Origin of the sequence: Arthrobacter ginkgonis (assembly GCF_039540195.1) — a bacterium.
In the GTDB taxonomy this organism is placed as follows: Bacteria; Actinomycetota; Actinomycetes; order Actinomycetales; family Micrococcaceae; genus Zafaria; species Zafaria ginkgonis.
This window is the reverse complement of record NZ_BAABEO010000025.1, coordinates 58787-84956: the sequence shown is the minus strand read 5'-3', so window position 1 is coordinate 84956 and position 26170 is coordinate 58787. Positions and strand designations below refer to the sequence as shown.

At 70.4% G+C, this 26170-nt stretch carries 23 protein-coding genes; 18 read left to right on the top strand and 5 right to left on the bottom strand.

All coding sequences use genetic code 11. The features are described from left to right. Nucleotides 1-78: 78 nt before the first annotated feature. Nucleotides 79-762 carry a DUF6766 family protein gene (locus ABD912_RS18920; protein WP_345153310.1) on the bottom strand — a complete coding sequence of 228 codons (684 nt, stop codon included), beginning with the start codon at nucleotides 760-762 and terminating at the stop codon, nucleotides 79-81. A 277-nt stretch (nucleotides 763-1039) separates the two neighbouring features. On the opposite strand from ABD912_RS18920, the gene ABD912_RS18915 reads away from it, so the two are divergent. From ABD912_RS18915 to ABD912_RS18870, 10 genes are all read left to right on the top strand, one after another. Further along, complete coding sequence (locus ABD912_RS18915) at nucleotides 1040-2071, top strand: acyl-CoA dehydrogenase family protein (RefSeq protein ID WP_345153309.1); 1032 nt, start codon at nucleotides 1040-1042, stop codon at nucleotides 2069-2071. After that, on the top strand, nucleotides 2065-3501 hold the full coding sequence (locus ABD912_RS18910) for a bifunctional PIG-L family deacetylase/class I SAM-dependent methyltransferase (protein WP_345153308.1): 1437 nt from the start codon (nucleotides 2065-2067) through the stop codon (nucleotides 3499-3501). The genes ABD912_RS18915 and ABD912_RS18910 overlap by 7 nt, the downstream gene beginning before the upstream one ends. Continuing rightward, nucleotides 3498-4262, top strand: a complete 765-nt coding sequence (locus ABD912_RS18905; RefSeq protein ID WP_345153306.1) for a glycosyltransferase family 2 protein — start codon at nucleotides 3498-3500, stop codon at nucleotides 4260-4262. Before ABD912_RS18910 ends, ABD912_RS18905 begins: the two co-directional genes overlap by 4 nt. Nucleotides 4263-4619: 357 nt before the next feature. Then, a complete protein-coding gene (locus ABD912_RS18900) occupies nucleotides 4620-5519 on the top strand; it encodes an endonuclease/exonuclease/phosphatase family protein (RefSeq protein ID WP_345153305.1) in 900 nt (299 codons plus the stop codon). Between the two features lie 115 nt (nucleotides 5520-5634). Continuing rightward, nucleotides 5635-7962, top strand: coding sequence for an arylsulfatase (locus ABD912_RS18895; RefSeq protein ID WP_345153304.1), 2328 nt, complete (start codon nucleotides 5635-5637; stop codon nucleotides 7960-7962). A 297-nt stretch (nucleotides 7963-8259) separates the two neighbouring features. Then, a complete protein-coding gene (locus ABD912_RS18890; protein ID WP_345153302.1) occupies nucleotides 8260-9771 on the top strand; it encodes an ABC transporter substrate-binding protein in 1512 nt (503 codons plus the stop codon). A gap of 69 nt (nucleotides 9772-9840) precedes the next feature. Next, nucleotides 9841-10782 carry an ABC transporter permease gene (locus tag ABD912_RS18885; protein WP_345153300.1) on the top strand — a complete coding sequence of 314 codons (942 nt, stop codon included), beginning with the start codon at nucleotides 9841-9843 and terminating at the stop codon, nucleotides 10780-10782. Beyond that, on the top strand, nucleotides 10779-12572 hold the full coding sequence (locus ABD912_RS18880) for a dipeptide/oligopeptide/nickel ABC transporter permease/ATP-binding protein (RefSeq protein WP_345153297.1): 1794 nt from the start codon (nucleotides 10779-10781) through the stop codon (nucleotides 12570-12572). Before ABD912_RS18885 ends, ABD912_RS18880 begins: the two co-directional genes overlap by 4 nt. Then, complete coding sequence (locus ABD912_RS18875) at nucleotides 12569-13435, top strand: ATP-binding cassette domain-containing protein (RefSeq protein ID WP_345153296.1); 867 nt, start codon at nucleotides 12569-12571, stop codon at nucleotides 13433-13435. The genes ABD912_RS18880 and ABD912_RS18875 overlap by 4 nt, the downstream gene beginning before the upstream one ends. A 234-nt stretch (nucleotides 13436-13669) precedes the next feature. Continuing rightward, nucleotides 13670-14266 (top strand): TetR/AcrR family transcriptional regulator, encoded by a 597-nt coding sequence (locus tag ABD912_RS18870; protein ID WP_345153295.1) that lies wholly within the window; start codon nucleotides 13670-13672, stop codon nucleotides 14264-14266. 64 nt (nucleotides 14267-14330) lie between these two features. Here ABD912_RS18870 and ABD912_RS18865 read toward each other — a convergent pair whose 3' ends face one another. Further along, a complete protein-coding gene (locus tag ABD912_RS18865) occupies nucleotides 14331-15335 on the bottom strand; it encodes a methyltransferase family protein (protein WP_345153293.1) in 1005 nt (334 codons plus the stop codon). Nucleotides 15336-15557: 222 nt separating this feature from the next. On the opposite strand from ABD912_RS18865, the gene ABD912_RS18860 reads away from it, so the two are divergent. After that, nucleotides 15558-16310 carry an alpha/beta fold hydrolase gene (locus ABD912_RS18860; RefSeq protein WP_345153291.1) on the top strand — a complete coding sequence of 251 codons (753 nt, stop codon included), beginning with the start codon at nucleotides 15558-15560 and terminating at the stop codon, nucleotides 16308-16310. Between the two features lie 105 nt (nucleotides 16311-16415). On the opposite strand, the gene ABD912_RS18855 is transcribed toward ABD912_RS18860, so the two are convergent. Then, nucleotides 16416-17393: an aldo/keto reductase gene (locus ABD912_RS18855; protein WP_345153290.1), complete on the bottom strand. Its 978-nt coding sequence runs from the start codon at nucleotides 17391-17393 to the stop codon at nucleotides 16416-16418. Between the two features lie 97 nt (nucleotides 17394-17490). Between ABD912_RS18855 and ABD912_RS18850 the strand changes: the two genes are divergently transcribed. Then, nucleotides 17491-18231 (top strand): SDR family NAD(P)-dependent oxidoreductase, encoded by a 741-nt coding sequence (locus ABD912_RS18850; RefSeq protein ID WP_345153288.1) that lies wholly within the window; start codon nucleotides 17491-17493, stop codon nucleotides 18229-18231. A gap of 50 nt (nucleotides 18232-18281) precedes the next feature. On the opposite strand, the gene ABD912_RS18845 is transcribed toward ABD912_RS18850, so the two are convergent. After that, nucleotides 18282-19829, bottom strand: a complete 1548-nt coding sequence (locus tag ABD912_RS18845; protein ID WP_345153286.1) for an amidohydrolase — start codon at nucleotides 19827-19829, stop codon at nucleotides 18282-18284. Between the two features lie 113 nt (nucleotides 19830-19942). Between ABD912_RS18845 and ABD912_RS18840 the strand changes: the two genes are divergently transcribed. The 6 genes from ABD912_RS18840 to ABD912_RS18815 all read left to right on the top strand — a co-directional run bounded on the left by ABD912_RS18840 (nucleotide 19943) and on the right by ABD912_RS18815 (nucleotide 25859). Further along, nucleotides 19943-21049 (top strand): zinc-binding dehydrogenase, encoded by a 1107-nt coding sequence (locus ABD912_RS18840; RefSeq protein WP_345153284.1) that lies wholly within the window; start codon nucleotides 19943-19945, stop codon nucleotides 21047-21049. 67 nt (nucleotides 21050-21116) lie between these two features. Beyond that, nucleotides 21117-22091: an aldo/keto reductase gene (locus ABD912_RS18835; RefSeq protein ID WP_345153282.1), complete on the top strand. Its 975-nt coding sequence runs from the start codon at nucleotides 21117-21119 to the stop codon at nucleotides 22089-22091. 106 nt (nucleotides 22092-22197) lie between these two features. Then, entirely contained in the window at nucleotides 22198-23202 is a 1005-nt protein-coding gene (locus ABD912_RS18830) for an alpha/beta hydrolase (protein WP_345153281.1), read from the top strand. 29 nt (nucleotides 23203-23231) lie between these two features. Further along, a complete protein-coding gene (locus ABD912_RS18825) occupies nucleotides 23232-24242 on the top strand; it encodes an alpha/beta hydrolase (protein WP_345153280.1) in 1011 nt (336 codons plus the stop codon). Beyond that, nucleotides 24239-25441: a multidrug effflux MFS transporter gene (locus ABD912_RS18820; protein WP_345153279.1), complete on the top strand. Its 1203-nt coding sequence runs from the start codon at nucleotides 24239-24241 to the stop codon at nucleotides 25439-25441. Before ABD912_RS18825 ends, ABD912_RS18820 begins: the two co-directional genes overlap by 4 nt. A gap of 31 nt (nucleotides 25442-25472) precedes the next feature. Next, complete coding sequence (locus ABD912_RS18815) at nucleotides 25473-25859, top strand: nuclear transport factor 2 family protein (RefSeq protein WP_345153278.1); 387 nt, start codon at nucleotides 25473-25475, stop codon at nucleotides 25857-25859. 34 nt (nucleotides 25860-25893) lie between these two features. Here the strand turns inward: ABD912_RS18815 and ABD912_RS18810 are convergent, their stop codons facing one another. After that, nucleotides 25894-26130 carry a hypothetical protein gene (locus ABD912_RS18810; RefSeq protein WP_345153277.1) on the bottom strand — a complete coding sequence of 79 codons (237 nt, stop codon included), beginning with the start codon at nucleotides 26128-26130 and terminating at the stop codon, nucleotides 25894-25896. Between the last annotated feature and the right edge of the window lie 40 nt (nucleotides 26131-26170).

Genomic DNA, 26170 nt, shown 5'->3' with positions numbered 1-26170 from the left:
GTTGCCAAGGCCTGGAAAGCGGGGGATTCCCCACGGCATTCCCGCGCCCGGGCTGCCGGCCTCGTCGCGAAAAGCGTCCTACTCGCTCTCGGTCGAGCTGGTGTGGTGGGGGACGCCCACCGGTTTGGACTCCGCGGAACCGCGCTGGCGCAGGTAGATGGAGAGCACCACCATGCTGCCCACGGCAAGGAACTCCGACTGCCAGTTCTGCAGGGTGCGGTTCCAGAAGTCGGCCGACAGGACGTATCCGAGCCAGTCCACCGCCGGCTGGCCGTGCTCGGCCTGCTCCTCGTTGTACACCACCGTGCCGGCGAGCGACTGGGCCCACAGGGACAGCAGGAAGATGGCGCCCATCACCAGCAGCAGGGAGTTGGAGTAGAGGGTGCGGCGCCACCCCTCGGCCTTGGCCCAGCGGGGGGAATCCGGGCGGGCGTGGGGCCCCACCAGCTGTTCCTCGTCCGTTCCGACTCCCTCGTCGCCGGGCTTCTTCGATTCCGGGGACCCTTTTTCGATGAACCAGATGGTCGCGAGGATGAACAGGAAGAACTGCAGGTATTCCGACTGCCAGTTCTCCGCCACGTCCACCACAAAGGCCGACGACGTCACGAACTGCCAGTAGGTGACCACGGCCTGGCCGTGGGAGAGCTGGTCCTCGTTGTAGACGGCCAGTCCCGCGAAGGACTGCCCGATCAGCGCCGCGAGGAACAGGACGGCGAAGAGGAGGCTGAGCCCGTGCTGCCGGATGCCTCCCTGGCCCTTCATCGCCCCGCCAGCCCGATGGCGATCATGTACACGAGACCCCCCACGATGAAGGCCATCCAAAGACCGAACACGACTTTCATAGGGTCAACCTAGGCCGTTGTCCCGGAGAACGTAAGTCCCCGCCCGCGGCGGACGCCGGGGGCCACGTGGCCGGTGACTAGGCATGGCTGCCGCCCCGACGCCCCGGCGGATGCGCGCTCGCCGCGGCCGGGCCGAATCCCAAAATCCGGTCCCGGATGGCTAGGGTGGGGACACGGAGCACGTGGAAAGGCTGTCCATGGATTCAGGATGGGTGAGGTTTTCGGAAGGGGCTGCCGAGCCGCCGTCGGCAGCGGAAGCGGCCTTGGCTGCGGCGGCATCGGACTGCCACGGCGATCCGGCGCCGGTCATTGCCCTGCTCCGGACCGGCACCCTGCCCAGCATCGGCTCTGGGCTGTCGCCCCTGCGTGGCAACGCGGAGCGCTGGTGGCGGCTGCTGGCCACCCTCGCCTCCCTGGACCTGACGGCGGCACGCGCCGTCGAACCCCACCTGGACGCCCTGACGATCCTCGACCAGGCCGGCATCGTCCCGGAGCCGGGGACGGTGTGGGGCGTCTTCGCCGCCGAATCCCCCGACACCAAGCTGGTTGCGGTGGACGACGGCCGCTGGAGGCTCGAGGGCACCAAGCCGTGGTGCTCCCTGGCGGGGCAGATCGACCGCGCCATCGTCACCGCCCACGTCGACGGCGGCCGCCGCGCCTTCGCCGTCGACCTCCGGCTGCCGCAGGTGCGCGTGGCGGAGGCCCACTGGCACAGCCGCGGGCTCCGGCAGGTGCCCAGCGGGCCGGTCCACTTCGACGGCGCCCCCGCCGAACCCGTGGGAGCCGCCGGCTGGTACCTGCAGCGTCCGGGCTTCGCCGCCGGCGGCATCGGGGTCGCGGCGTGCTGGTTCGGCGGGGCGGTCGGCCTGTACCGGAGCCTGCACTCCGCCGCCCTGCGGCGGGAACCGGACCAGCTCGCGCTGGCGTGGCTGGGTGAGGCGGACCGGCTCCTGGCCGGAGCGGCCGCCCTGCTGGCCGATGCGGCCCGGCGGGCCGACGGCGGGACCGCGACCTGGATCCACGCGCACCGGGTGCGCGGACAGGTGGAGGCCCTGTGTCGCCGGATCCTGGACATCAGCGGCCAGGCCGGGGGCCCGCGGCCGCTGGCCTTCGACGAGGACCACGCCCGGCGCGTGGCCGACCTCGGCCTGTACATCCGCCAGCACCACGCCGCGCGCGACGATGCCGCCCTGGGCCGCCTGCTGCTGGAGGAGGACCGTCCATGGTGACGTTCCGCCACGACGACGGCGGCACCCCGGAAAAGTCCTGGCTGGACGGGGGAGTCACCAGCCTCCCCGTCCTTCCCGGCGAGGCGCTCCCCGGCTGCGGGGACGGGCTGCTGGTGGTTGCGGCGCACCCCGACGACGAATCCCTGGGCGCGGCCGGCCTGATTCGGCACGCCCTCCGGGCCGGCGCCCGGGTGAGGGTCCTGCTCTGCACCGCTGGGGAAGCCTCCCATCCGGACTCGCCCACGCGCACCCCCGGGGCGCTGGCGGAGCTGCGGACGCTGGAATTCGACCAGGCGATGCGCGCGCTGGACCCGGACGCTGTCCGCGGAGACGGAGCAGACCCTGAGGGCAGACGTTCCCCGGGGGCCGGTTCGCTGGTGTGGCGCCTTCTGGGGCTTCCGGACGGCGCGCTGCAGGACCACGGTCCCCGGCTGAACCGCGAGATCGCCGCCGAGGTGGCTGCCTTGAGGGCGGCGGATCCGGCACGCCTGCTCATCGCCTCGACCTACCGGCACGACGGCCACGGTGACCACGAGGCCCTGGGCGCGGCGGCCGCCCGGGCCGCGACCGAACAGGGCCTGGACCTGCTGGAGTTCCCCATCTGGTACTGGCACTGGGCCTCGCCGGAGGACGGACGCTGGCGCGGATGGCACCTGCTGCCCCTGGACGACGACGGGCGAGCGGCCAAGCGCCGGGCCATGGATTCCCACCATTCCCAGGTCCATGCGCTGTCCGGGCAGCCCGGCGACGAGGTCCTGCTGCTCCCGGGCATGCTGGAACACTTCGACCGGCCGTCCGAGACCTACCGGTGGACGCCGGCCGGCTATCGCGGAGCCGGCACCGCCACCTCCGACTTCGATTCCCTCTACCATCGCGACCCCGACCCCTGGGGATACCTGTCCTCCTGGTACGAGCAGCGCAAGCGGGCGGTGACCCTGGCCAGCCTGCCCCGGCCCCGGTACGGCCACGCGGTGGAGGCCGGGTGCTCGATCGGCGTGCTCACCGCCCGGCTGGCCGAGCGCTGCGACCAACTCGACGCCCTGGACGCCAGCGGCCGGGCCATCGACCTGGCCCGCCAACGGCTGGAACACCTGGGGCACGTCCGGCTGCGTCACGCCGTGCTCCCCGGAGCCTGGTCCTTCCCGGAGGGCTCGCTGGAGCTGGTGGTGGTCTCGGAAATCGGCTACTTCCTGGCCGCCGGCGAGCTGGACGACCTGCTCCGCCGGGCGTGGTCCGCGCTGCGCCCGGGTGGCCACCTGCTGCTGTGCCACTGGCTGGGACCGATCGTCGGCTGGCCGCTGGACGGGGAGGAGGTCCACCGGGCCACCCGGACGGTCGCCGGCGAACCCGTCGTGGTGCACCGCGAGGAGAAGTTCCTGCTGGAAGTCTTCGAGCGGCCCGGACCCGAACAACGCGGGCCGGCGGCATGAGCCTCGGGAACCGCCGGATCCGGCACGCCGCCGTCGTCGTTCCGGTGCGGAACGAGGAGGACCTGCTGCCCGTGTGCCTGGCCCACCTGCGGCGGGCGATGGACCACTTCGAGGCCCGGCGCGGAGGCCGCACGGCGCGGTGCGCGGTAGTGCTGGACCGCTGCACGGATGCTTCCGCCCGCATCGCGGCCTCCGCTGCCGCGGACGACCCGCGGATCCTGGTCCTTGAGGTGGGCTTCGGCAGCGTCGGCCAAACCCGCGCGGCCGGCGTCGGAGCGCTCATGGCCGGCACGGGCCGGCGCGGCCTCGAGGCCACCTGGATCGGCTGCACCGACGCCGACACCCTGGTGCCCCCGCAGTGGTTGGCCGTCGGGGCCGACTTGGCCGATGCCGGCGCCGACGCGGTGCTGGGGACCGTCGAGCCCGACCCCCTGGACACCGATCCGGAACTGCTTGGGCTGTGGCGCGGGGACCACGACTCCGGGGACGGCCACCCGCATGTCCACGGCGCCAACCTCGGGGTCCGTGCGTCCGCGTATCTGGAGGCGGGCGGATTCCCCGCGGTGTCCCTCGACGAGGACGTCCTGCTGGTCGAGGCCCTGCGGAAGGCGCGGAAGACGGTGGTTGCCTCCGGCGCCGTGCCCGCGGTGACGTCCGGGCGGCTGGACGGCCGGACAGCCGGTGGTTTTGCCGGCTACCTGAGGGCCCTGCGCGCTGCGGCCGGAGACCTGTCCGAGACGGCGGCCGCCGGACGGTCCTGAGGCCGCCCTCCGGGTCCATACTTTTCCGCGAACCCCCGGAGCAACACGCCGTCTCGTATGTGATCTACATCACGGCTTGAGGATCTTCCGTCGGTCCGGCGCCGTCGCGGGAAGGGCGCAATCCGCACCGGTCACCCCCGAAAAGTGGCCGGCCGGACCGCGCTGCCTTCCGCCGAAACGCGGTCCGGAGGCGCTGAGGGGCGCGGTGTAACGTGGATCTCCGCCGCCGTTCACCGGCCCACGGCCCGCCGTTCACCGCGCTTCGGGACACTGGGACCGGCCGGTATCGCAGCGGCCAGAAGCGCACCGCCCATCGCAACCGTCGATCCCGGACTGCTGGTCCGGCTAAGAGGACCCATGGACAAGAGCCGCCAAGCTTTGCTCAGCCGCACAGCCTCCACCCGCCCGCTTTTCGATCCCGCCGGCGCAGTTCCCGCAGGGGGTGCCCTTATCGGCCCGGCCGCCGGCAGGGACCTGCACATCATGAGCTTCAACGTCCGTTGCGTGGTTTCCGGGACGGCGCCCGGCCACCCCGACCACTGGCCGGACCGGGCCCCGCTGGTTCAGGAATTCCTCGGCCTCGAACAGCCCACCCTGCTGGGGGTCCAGGAAGCCGGCTTCGAGCAGTTGGCGGCCATCCGAAGCGGCCTGCCCGACGGCTACCGGATGATCGGCTTCGGGCGTGAGGGCCGCAGCGTGGGCGAGTACTCCGCGGTCTTCTACGATTCCCGCCGCCTCGAGGTCCTTGAGTGGCAGCAGTGGTGGCTGTCCTCCACCCCGGAGATCGTCGCCTCGCGCACCTGGGGCAACGCGGTGCCCCGGATCGCCACGTGGGGCCGCTTCGCTGACCGTGCCACCGGCGCGCAGTTCGTCGCCGCCAACACGCACTTCGACCACGAGTCCGAGCCCTCCCGGATCAAGAGCGCGGAACTGCTTGCCACGCTGGCGGAGCGCTTCGAAGGCCTGCCCTCGGTGGTGATGGGCGACTTCAACGACCTCGCCGGCGCCTCGGCCTCCTACGCGACGCTTGTCGACGACGGGCCGTTCACCGATGCCTGGGATGCCGCGAGGAAACGCCTGACCCCGGACTGGGGAACGTTCACCGACTACGGGCCCCCGGTGGAAGGCGCGAAGGTCATCGACTGGATCCTCACCAGTCCCGACGTGAGCGTCCACCGGGCGGCCATCAACACGTGGAACGACGCCGGCCGCTGGCCCTCCGACCACGCCGCCGTGCAGGCGCTCGTTACGCTGTAGCGCCCGCGCACCAGAGTCCGGGGCCATTCCGTCTCCCGTTGCATCATTTTCGTCTATGGTGGTAGACGATAAATAAGTGACGACGGCCACATTCGTGGACGGAAGGAGCGGGCACATGGACACTGGCGCGATTCCCTACCCCAGCCGGGGTTATGAGGGCTTCAAGGGCAGGATCGAGGAAGTGTCCTCGGCGTCCGTACCGGCTTGGCCGGCCAAGCGCCGGGCGCCCCAGGACGCGCCCAACGTCGTCGTCGTCCTGCTGGACGACCTGGGGTACAGCGACATTTCACCCTACGGCGGAGAGATCGACACGCCCAACCTTGCGGCCCTGGCGGAGGGTGGCTACCGCTTTACCAACTACCACTCGGCGCCGGTCTGTTCGCCGGCCCGGGCGGCGCTCCTTACCGGCCTCAACCCCCACCGTGCCGGGTTCTCCTCGGTCGCGCATGCGGATCCCGGATATCCCGGGTACACCTTGGAGATTGCCGACGACGTGCCGACCATCGCCGAGTCCTTCCGGGCCGGCGGGTACGCGACCTTCATGGTCGGCAAATGGCACCTGACCAAGGAATCCAAGATGCACGACGGCGCGGACAAGGCTTCCTGGCCGTTGCAGCGCGGCTTTGACCGCTATTACGGGTGCATGGACGGCTTCACTACCCTGCACCATCCGCACCGACTGGTGCAGGACAACGCCCCACTGGTCATCGACGACTTCCCGGAAGGCTATTTCCTCACCGATGACCTAACCGACCAGGCGCTGCGGATGATCAAGGGCCTGCGCGCCAACGATCCGGACAAGCCGTTCTTCCTCTACTTCGCCCACCAGGCCGTACACGGCCCCATTCAGGCCAAGTCCGGCGACATCGGCAAGTACCGCGGACTTTACGACGCCGGCTGGGACCATGTGCGCGATGAGCGCTTCCGGCGGCAGATCCGCGACGGGCTCTTCCCGGCGGACACCGTCCTTCCCGCGGAACAGGAGCCGGGCCTGGAAGTGGCCGCGTGGGACAGCCTGAGCACGGAGCAGAAGCAGCTCTTCGCCCGCTACATGGAGGTCTATGCGGGCTCCGTGGACAACGTTGACCAGAACCTCGGACGCCTGCTGGACCACCTGAAGGAAATCGGCGAATACGAGAACACCCTCGTGGTCTTTGCCTCGGACAACGGAGGGACCGCCGAGGGCGGAGCCGAAGGCACCCGAAGCTACTTCAGCCAGTTCGTGCACCTGGCCGGGTTGCCGGCCGACTGGGACCGGGACGTCCCCCGGGAACTGGAGCTGATCGGCGGGCCGCGGGCCTTTGCCCACTATCCGCGCGGCTGGGCCCGCGCCTCCAACACGCCCTTCCGCCTCTACAAGGGACATACCTTCGCCGGGGGCATCCGGGTCCCGCTGCTCGTCTCCTGGCCGGCCGGCCTGCCCCGGGGCCAGGGCGACGGCGGCTTGCGGTCCCAGTACGCCTACGTCACCGACCTGGGCCAGACCCTCCTCGGCCTGGCCGGCGTGGAGCACCTGGCCGAGCGCCACGGGCTCCGGGCCAAGGAAGTGGACGGCGTCAGCTTCGAGGCGGTGCTGCGGGACCCGGCGGCACCTGCCGCCCGGCACGAGCAGTACACCGAGTTCATCGGTCACCGCGGCTATTTCTGCAACCAGTGGAAGATCGTTACCGAACACCGTTTCGGGGAGCCGTACAGCGACGGCGAGTGGGAGCTCTACAACATTGAGGCGGATCCGGCCGAAACCGTGGACCTGGCCGCGGTGCACCCGGAGAAGGTCGCCGAACTGGCCGAGAAGTGGCGCGCCGCGGCGTGGAACAACACGGTCTTCCCGCTCAGCGACGACGGCTCGATCTTCCGCACCCGCCCTTCAACGGAACTGGTGCTCTCCGACCCGGTGACGCTCTACCCGGACACTCCCACGCTGGAACGTTACCGCTCCAGCAAGCTGATCCACCTGCGCTCCTTCGAGATTGCCGCCGATTTCGAGTACCGGGACGGCGACGGCGGCGTACTCGTCGCCCACGGGGACCAGGGCGGTGGCTATGTGTTGTTCGTTCAAGACGGACAACTGTGCCTCAGCTATAACGAGTACGGACGGGTGCACCGGGTATGCAGCCCCATCAGGGGCCGGGGCCGCCTGCAGGCAAGGTTGGCCGCGGAGGCGCTGCCGGACATCAAGTGGGCGGTGCGGCTGGAATTGCCGGATTCCGAAGCCGTGCATCTGGGGCCCGTGCTGCAGCTGGTGGGGATGTCGCCGTTCACCGGCATCAGTTCCGGCGTCGACCGCGGAAGTCCGGTGGACTGGGAGCTTTACGAACGGGCGGGCTCGGCTCGTTATACCGGCACGCTGCACCACGTCCGCTACACCCCCGGCCCCAAGGCCGGCTACAACCCCGAGCTAATCGTCGAGATCGAGCGGGAGGTCGAGCGCATCTACGAATAGATCCATCCCGGAATGGATGAGGGTTCAACGGGAGGGAACCGAGGCCAAGGCCCCGGTTTCCTCCCGTTGCGCGTCCGGGCAGTCTTGGCGACCGGGTCAAGTCCCTTTGCGGGGCACCAGCTTCCCTGCTGGCACGACACATTTTCCGCAATGAGACCGCTGTCACATTTTATTGTCTACGCTCGTATACTATAAAGGTGGAAGCGGCAGTCGAATCTGGGGCCCCGCCGCGAATCCGAGGAACCCGAAATTTTTCCCGCTGCATCAGCCAATCTCCCTCAGCAGAGAGAAGGAACCATGAAAAAGACCCCGTTTGCGGCCGCCCTGGCTGTTGCCGCAATTGCGCTCACGGCGTGTTCGCCCGGGGGCGGCTCCGCCGCTGCGGGCACTGCGCCGACCGAGCTCAAGATCGGCAACTTCTTGGATGTCACCGCCTGGGATCCGGCAAACGCCGACATCGGCTTCGATGGACCCTACCTGTCCGCGGTCTATGACCCGCTGGTGGCCCTGAACGGAAACGGCGAGCCCATCCCTGCGCTGGCCACTGGCTGGAAGTTCTCCGGGGACCGCAAGACGCTGACGATGGACCTCCGCACGGACGCCAAGTTCAGTGACGGCGAGGCCTTCAATGCCGAGGCGGCGGTTGCGAACCTTGAACACCTCAAGGAGGGGGCGCGCTCGGGCGAGGCCTACCAGAACGTCAAGAAGTTCACCGCGGTGGACGAGGACACGATCCAGTTCGCGTTCGCGGAGCGGGAGAACTCGATCCTCTATTTCATGGGTCTTGGCCGCAGCTACATGGCCTCGCCGGCCGCCCTCGCATCCGGTGCGCTGCAGGGCGGGCCGGTGGGCTCGGGCCCCTACGCCCTCGATGCCTCGAGCACGCCGGGGTCGGAGTATGTGTTCACCAAGACCGCGGACCACTGGGATGCTGCAACGTATCCGTTCGAGACGGTCAAGGTCCTGCCGATCACCGATGCCACGGCCCGCCACAATGCCATGCTCTCCGGGCAGATCAACGTCGAATACGGTGATCCGGCCAATATCCCGCAGGCCGAGCAGAGCGGGTGGAACGTGGCGAACAAGGTTTCCGGCTGGGTGGGCATCCAATTCGTCGACCGTACCGGGAAGGTCCTTGAGCCCCTCGGGGACGAGCGCGTCCGCCAGGCGCTGAACTACGCCTTCGACGGCGCCGCGATACTCGAGTCGATCGGTTCGGGAGCCGGCACCGCCACTGACCAGGTATTCCCGGCCGGCACCGAGGCCAACGACCCCAAGCTCGACGAGGTGTACTCCTACAATGTCGACGAGGCCAAGCGGCTGCTGACCGACGCCGGCTACGCCGACGGATTCTCCGTGACCATGCCCATGTCACCGGTCTTCCAGACATGGCAGGCCGCTGCCGAGCAGGCACTGACGGAGATCGGCGTCAAGGTCACGTGGGACGACATGTCCCAGCCCGACTACCAGGCCAAGGCGGCGACCTACCCGATGTTCATCTCCTTCCTGGCCATGGATGCGGATCCGGTCGCGACGGTCGCCCGCCAGCTGACCAGCAAGCAGTGGTTCAACCCCAACACGGAATACACCGAGATCCCGGAGCTGAAGGCGCTCGTCGACAAGATCAAGGTGGCCGAGGACAGCGAGCAGCTCGCCCTCATCAAGGAACTCAACAAGGCCCTGACCGAGCAGGCATGGTGGACGGTCTGGTACCAGTCGGACAACACCTACTTCAGCGCCGATGGCATTACCGTGACCCCGGTTACGGGCATGATGTTCCCGACCCTTCGCCATATTCAACAGGGCTAGATTCATCCCTCTCACTGGGGCGGGGCGCCATGAACGACGGCGGCGCCCCGCCTGCGATCAGGACTCAAGATGCTTAGATTCACTGTCAAACGCTTCGTTTCCGGCCTCATCCTTCTCTTCGTCATCACCGTCGCGTCGTTCTTCCTTTGCTACCTGGCGATCGGTGACCCGACGGTGGCGCTGCTTGGGGACACCGCCACGCCGGCACAGCAAGTGGCTCTGCGGCAGCAACTGGGGATTGACCGGCCCATCCTCGAGCAGTTCTGGGACTGGTTCCGCCACGCGGCCACGGGAGACTTCGGCACCTCGTGGAGGTATTCCCGCCCGGTCAACGACGAACTCTTCCTCAAGCTGCCGGTGACGCTCTCGGTCGTGGCTTTCGCGACGCTGATCTCGGCCGTCATCGGAACCGCATTCGGGCTTCTCGCCGGCCTGCGCCCTGGCAGCGCGATCGACCGGGCCGTCAAGACGTGCGCTGTGGTGCTCTTCGCCCTGCCCGGCTTCTGGGTGAGCTTCGTGCTGGTGATCTGGTTCGCGATCAACCTCCGCTGGTTCCCGGCGGTCGGCTATCTTCCCATCGACCAGTCGTTCGGCGGCTGGCTGCGCTCCATCACCCTGCCGGCAGTGGCCCTGGCACTGGGCGGCATCGTGTCGGTGGCGGAGCAGTTGCGCAACTCGGTGGTGCGCGTCAGCGGCCTGGACTTCGTGCGCACCTTGCGCAGCCGGGGACTTTCCGGCCGCCGGGTCAACACCCACATCCTGCGCAATGCTTCCCCGGCCGCCCTGACAGTGCTCGCGCTGCAGTTCGTTGCCCTGCTCGGTGGGGCAATCATCGTGGAGGCGATCTTCAGCCTGCCGGGCATCGGCGCGCTCACCACATCGGCGTCGAACTCCGGCGACATCCCGGTGCTTCTGGGCATCACGGTCGTCTCGGTCGTTTTCGTCGTCATCGTCAACTTCCTGCTCGATCTCCTCCTTGGCCTCATCAACCCGAAGGTGCGTGTACAGTGACCGCTGCCATCAACATCGAGACAGCCAAGGCCCGACGCGAATCCGTGGCCCGGCGCTTCATCAGGCGTCCCGCGGGGGCGGTTTCCCTGTCCATCCTGGTGCTGGTGGTGCTGGTGGGCCTCCTGGCGCCCTGGCTCAGCCCGTACGATCCGAACTTCGTCAACCTCAAGATCACCAAGGCCCCGCCGGGCGCCGACCACTGGCTGGGCGGCGACTCCAGCGGCCGCGACGTGCTCAGCCGGCTCATCTGGGGTACCCAAACCACGCTCTACGGCGCCCTCCTCGCCGTTGCCACCGGCGTCATCACCGGCGTGCCCGCCGGCGTCGCCGCCGGCTACTTCGGCCGGGCCACCGACCGGATCTGTACCTGGATCAGCGACGCGCTCCAGGCCATACCGGGCATGATCATCCTGCTCATCGTTGCCGCGGGCACCGGAGCCGACTTCACCATCATCATGATCACCGTTGGCGTGTTCATGGCGCCGGGCTACTTCCGGATCGCGCGCTCGGCGGCGCTGGCGGTCCGCAACGAGCCCTACATCGATGCTGCCCGCGTCGCCGGGCTCACGGACCTGCGCATCATGGGCAGGCACGTCGTCACCGCCGTGTACGCCCCCATCATCATCCAGACCGCCCTCACTGCCGGCATCGCCATGGGCCTGCAGGCCGGCCTTCAGTTCCTGGGCATCGGCAGCGCGTCCATCCCGAGCTGGGGGGCGATGATGAACGACGGCTTCCGCAACATGCTCACCGAACCGCTGCTGCTGCTCTGGCCCGCGGCGGCACTGGGCATCACCATCGCCGTGCTCGCTGTCATGGGCTCGACGCTCGCCGACCTGGTCGTCGTACGCAAACCCGCCGCGCGCTCCACCCGCAAGTCCCGGCAGCGGACCAGACGGGAGTTCGCACCGGCCACCGGGATGATGGTCCATGCGCCGGAGAAGGCGGCGGCCCGGATCGAGAATCTCAGGGTGTCCTACGCCGGCCATGGCGGCGACGTCGAAGTGGTGCACGGGATCTCGCTCGACATGGCACCGGGGGAGGTGCTGGGCATCGTCGGCGAGTCCGGCTCCGGCAAGTCCCAGACGGTCTTTTCGCTGCTCGGCCTGCTCCCCGCCGGTGGGCATGCCACCGCCGACGGGATCTGGATCGACGGCCGGGAGGTGACCCGGATGGGCTCGGCGGAGCGGGCCGGCCTGCTGGGCAGGACCATCGGCTACATCCCGCAGGAACCCATGTCCAACCTGGATCCCTGCTACACCATCGGACATCAGTTGGTGGAGCCGCTGCGCAGCGTGCTGAAACTCCCGCGCGCCGAGGCGCGCCGGACCGCCGTCGCCATGCTCGAGCGCGTGGGCATCGTCGACCCGGAACGGGTCATGAACTCCTACCCCCACCAGATTTCCGGCGGCATGGCCCAGCGCGTGCTCATCGCCGGGGCGGTTGCGGGGCGACCCTCACTGCTGGTCGCCGACGAGCCGACCACGGCACTGGACGTGACGGTTCAGGCCGAGGTGCTTGAGCTGCTGCGCGAACTGCAGCAGGAGTACAACATGGCGCTCATGATCGTCACCCACAACTTCGGCGTCGTGGCCGACGTCTGCGACCGCGTGGTGGTCATGCAGCACGGGAACATCGTCGAAGTCGGCGAGGTGGAGCAGATCTTCGGCCGCCCGGCCCAGGCCTACACGGGGGAACTGATCAGGGCTTCCCTCGACGGGTCGGACAGCCGCAGCCAGCTCGACGCCCAATGGAACAAAAGCAACAGCATGCAGGAGGTCGCGCCATGAGCCCGTCGAATATCCCGTTCAACCCGATCCTGACGGCCGACGACGTCGTCGTCGACTATGCCCTGCAGGGCAGGAGCGAAACGTTCAGGGCACTCAAAGGGGTCTCGCTCTCGATCGGCGAAGGCGAATGCGTGGGACTGGTCGGCGAGAGCGGCTCCGGCAAATCCACGCTCGGCAAGGCGATCCTCGGTCTCGCGCCGATCACCAGCGGGAGGATCAGCTTCGCCGGTGCCGACATCACCCACGCGCGTGGAGCGGCGCGGCGGCGCCTGGCCAGCAACATCCAGGTCGTCTTCCAGGATCCCTACGGCTCGCTCGATCCGACCATGACGATCGGCGAGATCCTCGCCGAGCCGCTCACGGTCAGCGGCACGTCCACCGCGGACGCGAAAAAGGCCGTCGCCGAAATGCTCGACCGCGTCCGCCTGCCCTCGGCATCGGTGGACCGGTATCCCAGCGAATTCTCCGGTGGCCAGCGGCAGCGCATCGCCATCGCACGGGCGCTGGTGCGCCGGCCGCGGCTGGTCGTCTGCGACGAACCCGTGAGCGCGCTGGATCTGACCACCCAGGCGTCAATCATTGACCTCTTCATCGAGCTGCAGCGCGAAACGGGCGTTTCCTACCTCTTCGTCTCGCACGATCTCGGCGTCGTCCGGCGGATCTGCCACCGCGTCGCCGTTATGTACCGCGGCGAGATCGTTGAAACCGGAGACGGGGAATCCGTCACCCGCGAGCCCGTCCACTCATACAGCCAGCGCCTGCTGCTGGCCTCCCCGGTCGCGGATCCGGCCCGGCAGGCCGCCCGTCGCCAGGCTTGGCTCAAACTGCGCGGCGCGCCCGAGCCTGCGGCTGCCGTCCGGTAGCGTTCCCGGCTTAGGGGCGGCCGGCTGCGGGACCGCCGGATTACTGGTGGTTCTGGCTTGGTCACAGTTGGCGGGTCCGGTCTTCGAACGCGATCGTAAAGGCGTTCGGGGCCGGCCTCCGCCAGCGCCCTTCCTGTCGATCGAGCGACGCCGTTCCCGCCGCTTTTGGGCGCTTCCCACTAAAGTGGAAGGAAGCCCCGCCGCGAGGCGTTCCCCCATCCCCTGGAGTCCCCAGTGCCCCGAATTATCGACCATGGCCAGCGACGCCGCGAGGTCGTTGCCGTCACCCGCGGCCTGATCGTGGAGGGGGGCATAGAAGCCGCCACGATGCGCGAAATCGCACGGCAGGCGGGCTTCGCCAACGGCGCCCTGAAGCACTTCTTCGACAGCAAGGACGACATCATCCAAGCCACCTACCAGGAGTCCTTGGGCGCGATGACGACCTTCATCGACAAGGGCCTGGACTCCAAGCGGGGGATGGAGGCATTGCGGGCCATCGCCCACGCCGCGATGCCCAGCGACGAGGAACGGATCACCGCCGGGCGGGTGCTGCTCTCCTTCTGGGAGCGCGCCGTGAACAACGCCCGAATGCGGGAGAGCTACGAGGAGCACCTGCGGCACTGGCGCGGTGCGCTTGCCCGCTATGTGGCCGAGGGCAGGGAGGACGGGGACATCCGCACCGCGACCCCCGACGAGCAGCTCGTTGATGAACTGGTGTTGCTGACGGCGGGGGCGAACGTCATGGTCCTCGTGGCCCCGACGCTGTCCACCCCGGAACTGCAGAAGGCCCACGTGGAGTCCTTCCTGGCCAGGATCGCGCGGGAGGACTGACGCGCAGGGGCCCCGGCGGCAGTCCGCCGGGGCCCCTGCGCGTTCGGACGCCGAGCGGCCGCTGTCAGCGGGTCCGCGCCACCAGGAGGCGGGGGCTGCCGGGCAGATCGATCCGTTCTACCGGCTCCCACCCGGCGTCGAGGAACCACTGCTCCACCGTGGCCTGCGGGTAAACGACGGTGCCGTCGATGTTGTAGTACTCGCCCGCGTGCAGGGCGTCGATCTTGCGCTGGGCCGCGTCGTCGTCCAGGTAGAAGTCGAGCATCACCAGGGTCGCCCCGGGCGCGGCCGCCGCCCGCGCGCTGCGGATGATGTCCAGGTTCTCCGCCTCCGTGAAGCGGTGGGCCACGTGGTTCAGCATCACCAGGTCGTAGGACCCCGCAACCGACGCGGTGGCCGTCGCCTGGGCCTCGATCGTGGCGCGGCCGCCCAGGCCCGCGGCCTCCACCGCCTGCCGCACCTCGTCGCTGAAATCCGGAGCGACGACGAAGTGCGTGGTGAGCTGCGGGTTTGCCGTCATGGCCTGCACCGCGAACGCCGGGCTGAGTCCGCCGAAGTCCAGGACGCGGGAGAATTCCGAGACGTCGAAGTGGCGCACGAACATCCGGGCATGGAGTTCGTTGTACGTCATCACGCCCGCCATGAAGTCGGCCCAGCCGGCGTCGTCCAGGGCGAGGGTTCCGGCGTCGTTGGTGTCTACGGTGTGGTCGTAGCCCTGCCACTGGTCGTAGCTGATCGATCCGAGGAAGGCCAGGAATGGAGCGAGGTCCAGCTCGGCCCGCGGGCCGGTGAGGTACGCGGCGGAATCCGGCGTCAGGGCGTAGTTGCCGTCGGTCCGCGTCAGCAGATGCTGCGCAGCCATGGAGTCGGCCAGGATGCGCACCTGCGCGGCGGGGGTGCCGGTGGCTGAAGCGAGCTCCTCGGCGGTCAGTGGGCCGTCGCCCAGGGCGGAGAACAGGCCGATGCGGCTGGCCGCGAACAGCTGCTTGGCGGCCATGAAGCCGATGGCGACGTCGACGATCGCTTCGGGGCTGGTGGTGGATGTGCGGGGATCGGTTGCTGCGGTCACGGTGGAACCCTTCGGGTGGTGGTCGGTGGTTGCGGTCCGGATCCAGGGATTGATGAGGCTGGATCCGGATCGCACTTGAGAGTCTACGAGCGTAGACATAAGGTGTCCAGTGTCACCTCCGGAAGCGGCGACGTCCGCGTGGCGCCGCGTCCGAGAGGCCGGGCGGCGAGCGTTGCGCCCTGCGTGCCCACCAAAAAATCCCGCCAAAAATTAGGAGCAATGATGCCAGCTGCACTTTCCGTGGCGGTCCACCGCCGAGACGCCGATTTCGTCGGCCGGGGCCAGCCGCCCGTCGTCCTTATCCACGGATTCGCCTCCTCGGCCGCGGAGGACTTCCACGCAACGGGGTGGACCGCCGGGCTCGCGGCCGCCGGGGTGGCCAGCCACGCCGTCGATCTGCCGGGCCACGGCTCGGCCGGGCCCATCGGGGTGGACGGCGGCTGTTCGGTCCCCGCGCTCATCGCCCGGCTCTCCGCCATCGTCGATGGCGCCGCCGCCTCCAGCGGCTGCGGTGCCGTGGATGTCATCGGGTACTCCCTCGGCGCTCGGCTGGCGTGGGAACTGCCCGGTGCGGGAAGCCCGGTGCGGCGAATGGTTCTGGGCGGGCTGAGCCCGGTCGAGCCCTTTGCGGCCTTGGACCCTGGAGCCGTCGCGGCCGCGGTTGCGGATCCCGGGGCTGCCGCAGATCCGCTGGTGTCCATGCTGGCCTCGATGGTTTCCGCGCCCGGCCGGGACTCGGAGTCGTTGATCCGCCTCATGGCTGCCCTTGGCGAGCGGCCCTTCAGTCCCCAGGCCGGACGCCCGGCCGTGCCCCTGCTGGCGGTTGCCGGCAGCGGGGATCCGGTGGCCGGCGACGCTGGATGGGTCGCCGAGTCCGTGCCCGGCGCGCGGGTGCTCTCCGTGCCGGGCGACCATCGCGGGGCGCTGCTTGCGCCCGAATTCCGGGAAGCGGCCATCGCCTTCCTGGCCTCGTAGGCCGAGGCCACAAGCGAGGGCCGCACCGCCACGGCGGTGCGGCCCTCGCTTCCGTTCGGGGCGGTGCCGGAGGGGCTGCGTCGACCAGTGCGACGCCGGCCGGGGCTACGCGGCCGGCCAGGTCCCGTCGGCGCTGACGTGGCGGTCCAGCCAGAGCCCGGCGGTGGCCTCGCGCAGGCGGTCCGCGCCCAGCCGCTCCAGCAGGTCCAGTGCCCCGAGGTTCTCCTGGAACTGGGCGACGCTGCTGCTGCCGAACAGGACGTTTGCGGTGGCGGGATGGGTCAGGGTGAACGCCAGGCTCAACTGCGTCGGGGTGGTCTCCAGCTCCTCCGCGATCCGCCGAACCTCCGGGAAGGCCTCGACGATGTGCCCGCGGATGCCCCCGACGTCCGCGCCGATCTTGCGGCCGGGGGACAGTTTGCCGGCGAGGATCCCGCCCTCGAAGACGTCGGAGGCCTGCAGCGAGAGGGTTCCGTCGGCGAACAGCGGCCCGTAGCACTCCCCTTCGGCCATCGTGCGGCGGGCCAGCGAGTACTTGAGCTGCGCGAACGACGGCGGGACCAGGCCATGGGCCCCGGCGTGGTCCAGCGCGGTGTGCAGCTCGTTGATGCCCCAGTTGTTCACGCCCCACGATTCGAAGCGTCCGGCGTCGATCTGGGCATTCACGTCGTCGACGACCCTGCGCGCGTCCAGTTCTCCGAGGTAGTCACCCACCACCACGTGGTCGGCGTGGCCGGTTCCGATCCGCTCCAGCGACGTCTCCATCTGCTGGGCGAAGCCCGTGGCCGGGTAGTCCCAGAGCCACAGCTTTCCGCACAGGATGTAGTCGTTGCGCCGCAGGCCGGCCTCGGCCACCGCCCGGCCGAAGACCAGGTCCGTTGTGGCCTGCTCCGCGTGCGGGCCCATGTTGTAGTGGGCCACGTCGAAGTAGGCGGCCCCGGCATCGGCGGCGTACCTGATCAGGGCCACTGCCTCATCGAACGGCATGCGGTCCCACGTGTTCCAGGAGCCGAGCGAGACGGCCGGAACCTCGGGCCCTGCGGGGCCCAATCGACGGGTGGGGACGGTGGTGGAGGTACTCATGCGCTGCTCCTCGAGGTGTGTGAGGGATCACTGTTTTTTGTCTACGCACGTATACTATACGGCGGAGCTGCGGTCCCGCGGCCGAAGAGGAGGAAGCATGAGCAAGGTTCGAACCGTACTTGTCACCGGGGGCGCCGGGGGCATCGGTCGGAGCATCGCCGAGGCGTTCGCGGCCCAGGGGGACCGCGTGGTCATCGCGGACCGCGACGCGGCCGCGCTCGCACGCGTTGCGGGCGAGCTGGGCGTTGGCGCGGAGAGGATCGACATCACGGACGCCGCCGAGGTGGCCGGCGCCGTAGAACGCATCGTGGCCCAGCACGGGCCGATCGACGTCCTGGTCAACAACGCCGGCCTGCTCTCCCTGCACGGGGCGCTGATGGAACTGCCCGTCGCGGACTACGAATCCATCCTGCGAGTCAACGTGCTGGGGACCTACGCGGTGACCCAGGCCGTGGCCCGGCACATGGCGGAAACGGGGAACGGGGGCGCCGTCGTCAACGTCTCCTCCATCGGGGCGCGCCAGCCCACCCCGGGCATGGGCGGCTACGAATCGTCGAAGGCCGCGGTGGACGCCATGACGCGCTGGGCGGCGGTCGAGCTCGCCCCGCACGGCATCCGGGTCAACGCGGTGTCCCCGGGGCCGGTCCTGACCCCGATGCTCGCGGAGGGAATGCCCGAAGGCTCCGAGGCCCGCGCGGCCTGGGAGTCGCGCATCCCGCTCGGCAGCCTGGCCGCCACCGCCGACGTCGCCGCTGCGGTGGCCTTCCTCGCCTCGGACGGCGCCGGGCACATCACGGGGACGTGCCTGCCGGTCGACGGCGGCCAGCTGCTCACCTGACGCGGGTGCGCCTCCGGTGTGGCGCGGCCGGCCGCGCCACACCGGAGGCCCTACCGTAGGTTCGCGGCGGCTGAATTGACGGCCGCCTCGTCTCGGCCGTGGATCTCGTCCCGGCTGTGGATGAGGCGGCCGTCGAACACCGTGTGGAGCACCGCCACGTCGGGCATGTCCGCCGGCGCCAGCGCGTAGGGATCCGCCTCCAGGACCGCGATGTCCGCAACCTTCCCGACCTCAAGGGTCCCCTTGTACGCCTCGGCGTGGTCCTGCCACGCGCCGGCGGCCGTGTAGCAGCGCAGGAGCTCGCCCATGCGGGCCCGGGGGTCGCCGGCGTCCCCCATCCACTCGTCGGCTGCCGCCAGCCCCAGCCGCCAGTCCGGCGTCGTGACCGGCGCGTCCGAGCTCAGCGCCAGCGGAACGCCCGCCGCGAGGGCCGCCCGGAGCGGCCAGGCCGCGGCGGCCGCCTGCCGCCCAAGCGTCCCGACAAGCAGGTCCCCGGTATGGAGGGCGATCGCCGCCTGCGTGTTCAGGCCCATACCGAGCCCGGCCAGGCGCCGCAGGGCCGCCTCACCCACCAGGTCGCCGTGGATGACGTAGTGCCGCAGGTCGCCGTACCCCTTCCCGGCCTCCGCGACGGCGTCGATGAACGCGTCGATGCTGCGGTCGCCCGTGGCGTGCACGCCGACCTGAAGCCCCCGCGCGTGCGCTGCCTGGATCATGGCGCGCAGCGAGGCGGCGCGCGCCTCCTCGGTGGCGCCGTCGGTGAGTGGGGTTCCGTGGGTCCCGTCGGGGTAGCAGCCGTGGATCCAGGCGTTGCGCATCGGCGGGATGCCGTCGGCGAAGATCTTCACCCCGGCCACCCGGAGCAGTCGTTCGGCCGGCCCGTGCGGACGCCCTCCGGCGGGCCCGGCCGGCAGGGACGCGAGGCCGGCCTCGAAGTCGGCCAGGCGGCTGGGGCCATCCAGCAGGCCGTAGAGCATCAGGACCGTGATGCGTGCGGTCAGCCGCCCGTCGGCGGCCAGCCTCCGGTAGGTGGCCAGCACCTCCTCCCCGAAGCAGCCGGTCGGCCCGGCGTTCTCCCCGGGCCCGAGCCCGGGTTCGGTGTAGCTGGTGATCCCGAAGGAAGCGGCGATGCGCCCGGCCGCCAGTAGGGCGGCCTCGCGGTCCGCCTCCGAGTGCAGGAGCCGCTGTTCGACGTCGGGGCCCGGTTCCGTGAGGCCGAGTTCCGTGGCGCCGGTGCCGGCGTCGTTGCGGCCGTCCGGAAGGTTCGGGGCGCCCAAGGGGTTCGGGGCGCCGGAATCGGCCGCCCCGAACAGGGTGCGGGGCCACATGGCCCCCAGCCAGGCGCCGTGCAGGTGGGAGTCGTTGATCCCCGGAATCGCGGCTCCGCCGTCGAGATCCACGACGCGCGTGTGGCGCCCGGCCAGGCGGGACAGTTCGCGCTCGCCGCCCACGGCGATGATCCTGCCGCCGCGCACGGCCAGGGCCTCGGCGGTCGAATCCCGGGCGTCGAGGGTGAGGATCCGTCCCCCGCGCAGCAGCAGGTCGGCCTCCCCGGAGGGGGCGGGGCCGGGGGTCGGTGGTAGGGGTTCGTGCCGCACGGTTCTCCTCGGGTTCCAATTTTTGTCAACGTATGTAGACTATCCCACGTTGGTGCCGTGCATCACGGCTACGGCGCATCACCCCCAGCCCTCCCCACCACGTAGGAGTACGCATGCCCCGTCCCACGCAGACACGTGCCGCGATCCTGACAGAGTTCGGCGCCGACCTGGAAATGCAGGAGATCCCGCTGCCGCGGGAACTCGAGGCGGGTGCGGTCCTGGTCCGGATCCGCCGCGCGACCCTGTGCGGCACCGACGTCGAAATCTGGCAGGGGAAGATGGACATCCCCGGCATGCTGCCCATGGTGCTGGGCCACGAGATGGTCGGCGAGGTGATCGCCGTCGGCGGGCAGGCCCGTGATGTCCTGGGCCGCCCGATTTCGGTGGGGGACCGCCTCGGCTGGTCCGAGTCCACCTGCGGCGAATGCCACGGCTGCCGCGTGCTCCGGGAGCCGGTCGCCTGCAGCGCCCGCGGGTACGGGTTCCTCCAGCGGTCCGACCGGCCCCCCTATGCCACCGCCGGCCTGGTCGAAACCTGCTACGTCACCCCCCGGGCCGAGAAGCTGCTGCTGCCGGACGCGGTGGACGACACCCTGGCTGCCATGGCGGGGTGCGCGGCCAAGACCGTGCTGCGTGCCTTCGACCGCGCCGGAGGAGTGCGCCCCGGTTCCACGGTCGCGGTGCAGGGGACCGGCGCGCTGGGGATCTTTGCGACGGCCGTGGCGCGCATCGCCGGCGCGGGCACGGTGGTCACCATCGGTGCCCCCGCGGACCGCCTGGGGATGGCCAGCCGCTTCGGGGCCGACGCGGTGGTCGACATCTCGGGCGGATCCCAGGCAACCGTCGAGGCCGTGCGCGAGGCGACCGGTGGCCGCGGAGCGGACCTGGTGCTGGACTTTGCGGGCGCGCCGAGCGTGGGGGTCGAGGCCGTGGCCATGGCCGCCCAGCGCGGCACGTTCGTGGTGGTCGGCTCGACCGGACCGTCCTCCGACGCCATCGCCCTGGGATCCGTTATGGGCAAGGAACTGACCGTGGTCGGCTCGCTGAACGGGGACGTGTCCGACTACCACCACGCCCTGGGATTTTTCGACGCTTTCGGCGACCGCATGCCCTGGCACGACCTCTTCGGCGATCCCGTGCCGCTCGAGAGCGCCGGCGCGTCCCTGCGCGCCATGGCCGGGCACGAGGCGATCAAGGCCGTCATCGACCCCTCCCTCTAGCGGCGCACCACAACACGGCCGCCCCCGCAAGCACCACCTTGGCATCCACCCGCAGGAAAGGACCAGCATGACCACCACGCTTCCCACCACCGTGCCGCAACGCCCCTTGGGCGACTCCGGCCTGGACGTCTCGGCGCTCTCCCTCGGTTCGTGGCACACGTATGACCGCATGGACTTCCGCGACGCCGTGGAGATGGTCCGCGTTGCCCACGGCAGCGGGATCAACCTCTTCGACGTCGGCGTCTACAGCGTCCCCGGCGACCAGCCGCCGGTCTTCACCGACGTCCTGTTCTCCGCGATCGTGCGGGCCGCCGGCCTGCGCCGCGACGACTACCTGGTCTCCTCCAAGCTGTGGCTGGAAGGCTACGGCCCCGATGGCTTCCGCCCGCAGCTGGCGAACGCCCTGTTCCGGATCGGCTGCGACCATGCTGACCTGGTGGTCCTGGGCGACCTGCGCCGCGACGACCTGCACCTGCGCGACCTGGTGCTGGACCTGGCCGGCCTTCACCGGGAGGGCCTGATCCGGGCGTGGGGCGTGAACAACTGGTCGGCCCCGAACATCCAGCGGCTCATCGACATTGCCGCCGAGGAAGGCGTGGCGGGGCCGCGGTTCGCGCAGCTGAAGTACTCCGTCTCGCGCCGCTCCATCCCCGACGGCGAACCCTTCGCCCGGCTCTTCGCGCAGGGCTTCGCGATGCAGGCCTCCGACGTGATGGAAGGCGGCATCCTGGCCGGGAACCTCGCCCCCTCGCGCGAGGTGGGGCGCGACCCGGGAAGCATTCGAGAACGGATCGTCGCGGCGGCGCAGGGCGTGGCCGACCTGGCCCGGTCCCTGGACGCGACCCCGGCGCAGCTGCTCATCGCCTTCACCCTCACGCACGCCCACACCGCGACGACCCTCTTCGGCAGCAGCCGGATCGCCCAGCTGCGCGAAAACCTCGGCGCGATCGACCTGCTCGTGCGGATCGGGGCCGAGGAACTCCGCGCCCTGGCCGCCCCCTTCTGGGCCGACCGCGACGCCGTTGATCCCGAGGGCCCCTAGGGGCCTTCGCGGCCGCGGGAATCCGCACATCCCGCCACCGGCCAACCCCTCAAGACCAGAACCCCGGAACCCAGAAAGACCAGCCTCTAAGAAAGTTGGAGTAACCATGACCGAATCGGGCACCGCCGTCGCTCTCCCCGCCGCCTCCGTCCCCGTTCCCTTCGCCCCCGAAGTCCGGCCCGCCGTCGAGGCGGCGGCCTCGGACGCGCCCCTGACGCGCGACTCGGTGCTCGCCATGCGCGGTTCGATGGCCACCATGTTCCCGCCGCCGTCGGACGTCATCGGCCCCCGGGCCGTCGAGGCCGAGGAACGGGTGATCCCCGGGCCGGCGGGCGCCCCCGACCTGGAGATCACCGTCCTGCGGCCCCGCGGACTGGACCCGCAGGCGCGGGTTCCGGGCCTGTACAACATCCACGGCGGCGGCATGGTCGTCGGACACCGCTACTGGGAGACCGGCCGTCTGGTCGACCTCGTGGAACGGCACGGGTACGTGGCCGTCAACGTCGAGTACCGGCTGGCCCCCGAGGATCCGTACCCCGCCGGCGTCGAGGACTGCTACGCGGGCCTGGAGTGGATGAGCGCGCATGCCGCGGAGCTCGGGGTGGACGCCGAGCGGATCGTCGTGATGGGCGGCAGCGCGGGCGGCGGGTTCTCCGCGGCGGTGGCGCTGATGGCGCGCGACCGCCGCGGGCCGGGCATCGCCGGCCAGCTGCTGCTGTGCCCGATGGTCGACAACACCAACAGCACCCCGTCGGCGCATCAGTACCGGAGCCTGGGGACCTGGACCCGCGAGGCGAACGAGGTGGCCTGGCAGTGCGTCCTGGGCGACGGACTCGCCTTTAGCGAGGACGCCCCGGCCTACGCCGCCCCCACCCGCGCCGCGGACCTGTCCGGGCTTCCCCCCGCCTTCATCGAGGTCGGCTCCGCCGAGCTGTTCCGCGACGAGGACGTGGAGTACGCATCCCGCATCTGGGCTACCGGCGGTCAGGCCGAGCTGCACGTCTGGTCCGGAGGGTGCCACGGCTTCGACATGTACGCGCCGGACACCGAACTGACGCGCGCCGCGCTCGCCTCGCGCGACTCGTGGCTCGAGCGCGTTCTCGGGCAGTAGGACACCACCCCACACCAGGAAGGGCCCGCATGCCCCAGTCAGCCCCCGTCCCGTACGACCCGGAACTGGTTCCGGGCCTGGAAGCGTTCATCGCCGCGTTCGAGCCCTTTCCCCTGCGCGCCGAGACGATCACGGCCAGCCGCGAGCACATCGCGGCGCTTATCCCGTCCCTGGATGAGCAGGCCAGCGGCAGGGCCGTTGCCTGCCGGGACTACGCCGTCCCCGGCCCTCCGGGGTCCCCGGACGTGACGGTCACCGTCGTCTTTCCCACCCGCGGCGCGACCCCTGCCGGCACGCGTCCCCCGGGCGGAGCGCCGGCCGTCCTGGGGATCCACGGCGGCGGCATGGTGCTGGGGAACCGCTTCTTCGGCACCCCCGAACTGATCGAGTGGGCCGAGCGGTACGGCACGGTAGGGGTCTCCGTGGAATACCGGCTGGCGCCCGAGCACCGCGGCCCGGCCCCCGCGGAGGACTGCTACGCGGCCCTGTGCTGGATGGCCTCGCACGCCCCCGAGCTGGGCATCGACCCCACCCGGATCCTGGTGTCCGGGGCCAGCGCGGGCGGCGGGCTCGCCGCCGCCGTGGCCCTCATGGCCCGGGACCGGAACGGCCCGCGGCTGGCCGGGCAGTTGCTGAACTGCCCCATGGTCGATGACCGCAACTCCTCGGTCTCCGCCCGGCAGTACGACGGCACCGGAGCGTGGGACCGGAACAACAACGACGCCGGCTGGAACGCCCTGCTCGGCCCGCTGTGGCAGCGGGACGTCCCGGCGTACTGCGCCCCCAGCCGCGCCCGGGACCTGTCCGGCCTGCCCCCGGCCCTCGTTGAGGTGGGTGCCGCGGAGGTGTTCCGGGACGAGGCGGTCGAGTACGCGTCGCGCATCTGGGCCACGGGCGGCAGCGCCGAGCTGCATGTCTACGCCGGGGCGTACCACGGGTTCTCCGGATCCAGCCCCGCGGCCAGGGTCTCCGTCAACGCCAACGCGAACCGGGAGAGCTGGCTGCGCCGCACGCTGGGGCTTGCGGAGGGGTCGGGATGACCCAGCGGGCCACCGTGGCCAGGCCGGTGGGGACCTTCCGGACCGTTCTCCTGCTGGGCCTGCTGGACACCTTCGGCCCGCTGTCGATGGACCTGTACCTGCCGGCGCTGCCGCAGCTGGCCGCGACGCTGGGGACCACGGATGCGCTCGCCCAAGCCACGATGAGCGTGTGCATGCTCGGGCTCGGGCTGGGGCAACTGGTCGTCGGCCCGCTCAGCGACAGGTGGGGCCGCAGGGTCCCCCTCATCTGCGGGGTCGCCCTGTTCGCGCTCCTGTCCGCGGTGTGCGCCCTGGCCCCCACTATCGAAGTGCTGCTGGCGGCCCGTGCCCTGCAGGGGCTCTGCGGCGCCGCCGGCGTCGTCGTGGCCTTTGCCGTGGCCCGCGACCTGTTCAGCGGCGCCCAACTGTCCCGGGTGCTGTCGCTGCTGGCCCTTGTCAGCGCCTCGGCGCCGGTGCTGGCCCCCGTGGCCGGCGGCCAGCTGGCGCGTGTCATGGATTGGCGCGGCATCTTCTGGGTCCTGGCCGTGGCCGGCGTACTGCTGGTGGCGGCGGCCTGGCGCCTGCCGGAGACCCTGCCCGCCGGCCGGCGTTCCGCCGGCGGCGCCAGGGCCATGGCGGGACAGTTCGCCCACGTCCTGCGCGACCGCCTCTTCGTGTCCCTTCTGTGCATCTCCGCCCTGGGCGGCATCGGCTTCTTCGCCTACCTGTCCATGTCCAGCTTCGTGGTGCAGAACCAGTTCGGCTTCACGCCCCAGCTCTTCAGTGCCGTGTTCGCGCTCAACGCCCTGGCGAACATGGCCGGGGCGCAGGTCAGCCGCGTGCTGGTGGCCAGATGGGGGACCGGCCGCACCTACCTGGCCGGCCAGGCGGCCGTCGGCGTGGCGGCAGCGGCGCTGCTTGTGGCGGCCGTGACGAACGGCTCGCCGTTCCTGTTTCTCGGCTTCCTGTCGCTGTACCTCATGGCCACCGGCATCAGTAGTCCGAACGCAACCACCCTGGCGCTGGAAGGGCACGGCGCGCGTGCCGGAACGGCCGCCGCCGTGTTCGGGACGGCGTCGTTCGCCGTCGGTCCCGTGGTCGCCCCGCTGGCCTCCCTGGGCGGCGCCACGGCGCTGACGATGGCGGCCACGATCGGCCTGGGGGCGGTGGCCGCCTCGGTGCTGGCCTTTGTCCTGGTGCGGCCCGCCGCGCCCCGCTAGAAGAACCAAACATGGAAAGGAAGGAACGCCAATGCGCGCTTTGGAAGTGGTGAAGGCCCATTACGACGCGAACGACCGTGGCGACATGGCCGGGATGCTGGCCCCCTTGGCCGAGGACATCCGATGGACCGAGATGGAGGGGTTTCCCTGCGCGGGCACCTACATCGGCCCCCGGGAGGTGTTCGAGAACGTCTTCGCGCGCCTCGCCGCCGAATGGGACAACTACACGTGCGTTGTGCGGGAACTGCACGAGGCCGGGAACGTTGTGGTTGGCCTTGGCAACTACACCGCCACGCACCGGAAGACCGGCAAGTTCGTCGACGCCCGGGTCGCGCACGTCTGGCGGGTCGAAGACGGCAAGGCCGTCTCCTTTGAGCAATTCACCGACACGGTGCTGTTCGACCACGCCGCGCGCTGACCTCGGCCTCGCGGGCGTCTTTCAGTGGCGTCCGCTACCACACGATCCCGAAGTGCCCGTGGAACGCCTCGATCACCAGCTCGGGGCGGTGGAGGAAGGCCGCAGGGCGGTGGGGCGGGGGCAGTGTGGTGGCCCTGCCGTAGCGCAGCCACATCGCGATGTCGCGCCGGTCGACGCCGAGCTCGGCGCCGGCGTGAAGCAGGGACCGGCCCAGCGGTGAATCCCAAGCGAAGCCCTCGGGCAGCTTGGGCGCATGGGGTGCCTCGGTCATGGGCCCAGCTCCTCGCTAGCGGCGGCCCCGCCCGGAGGCA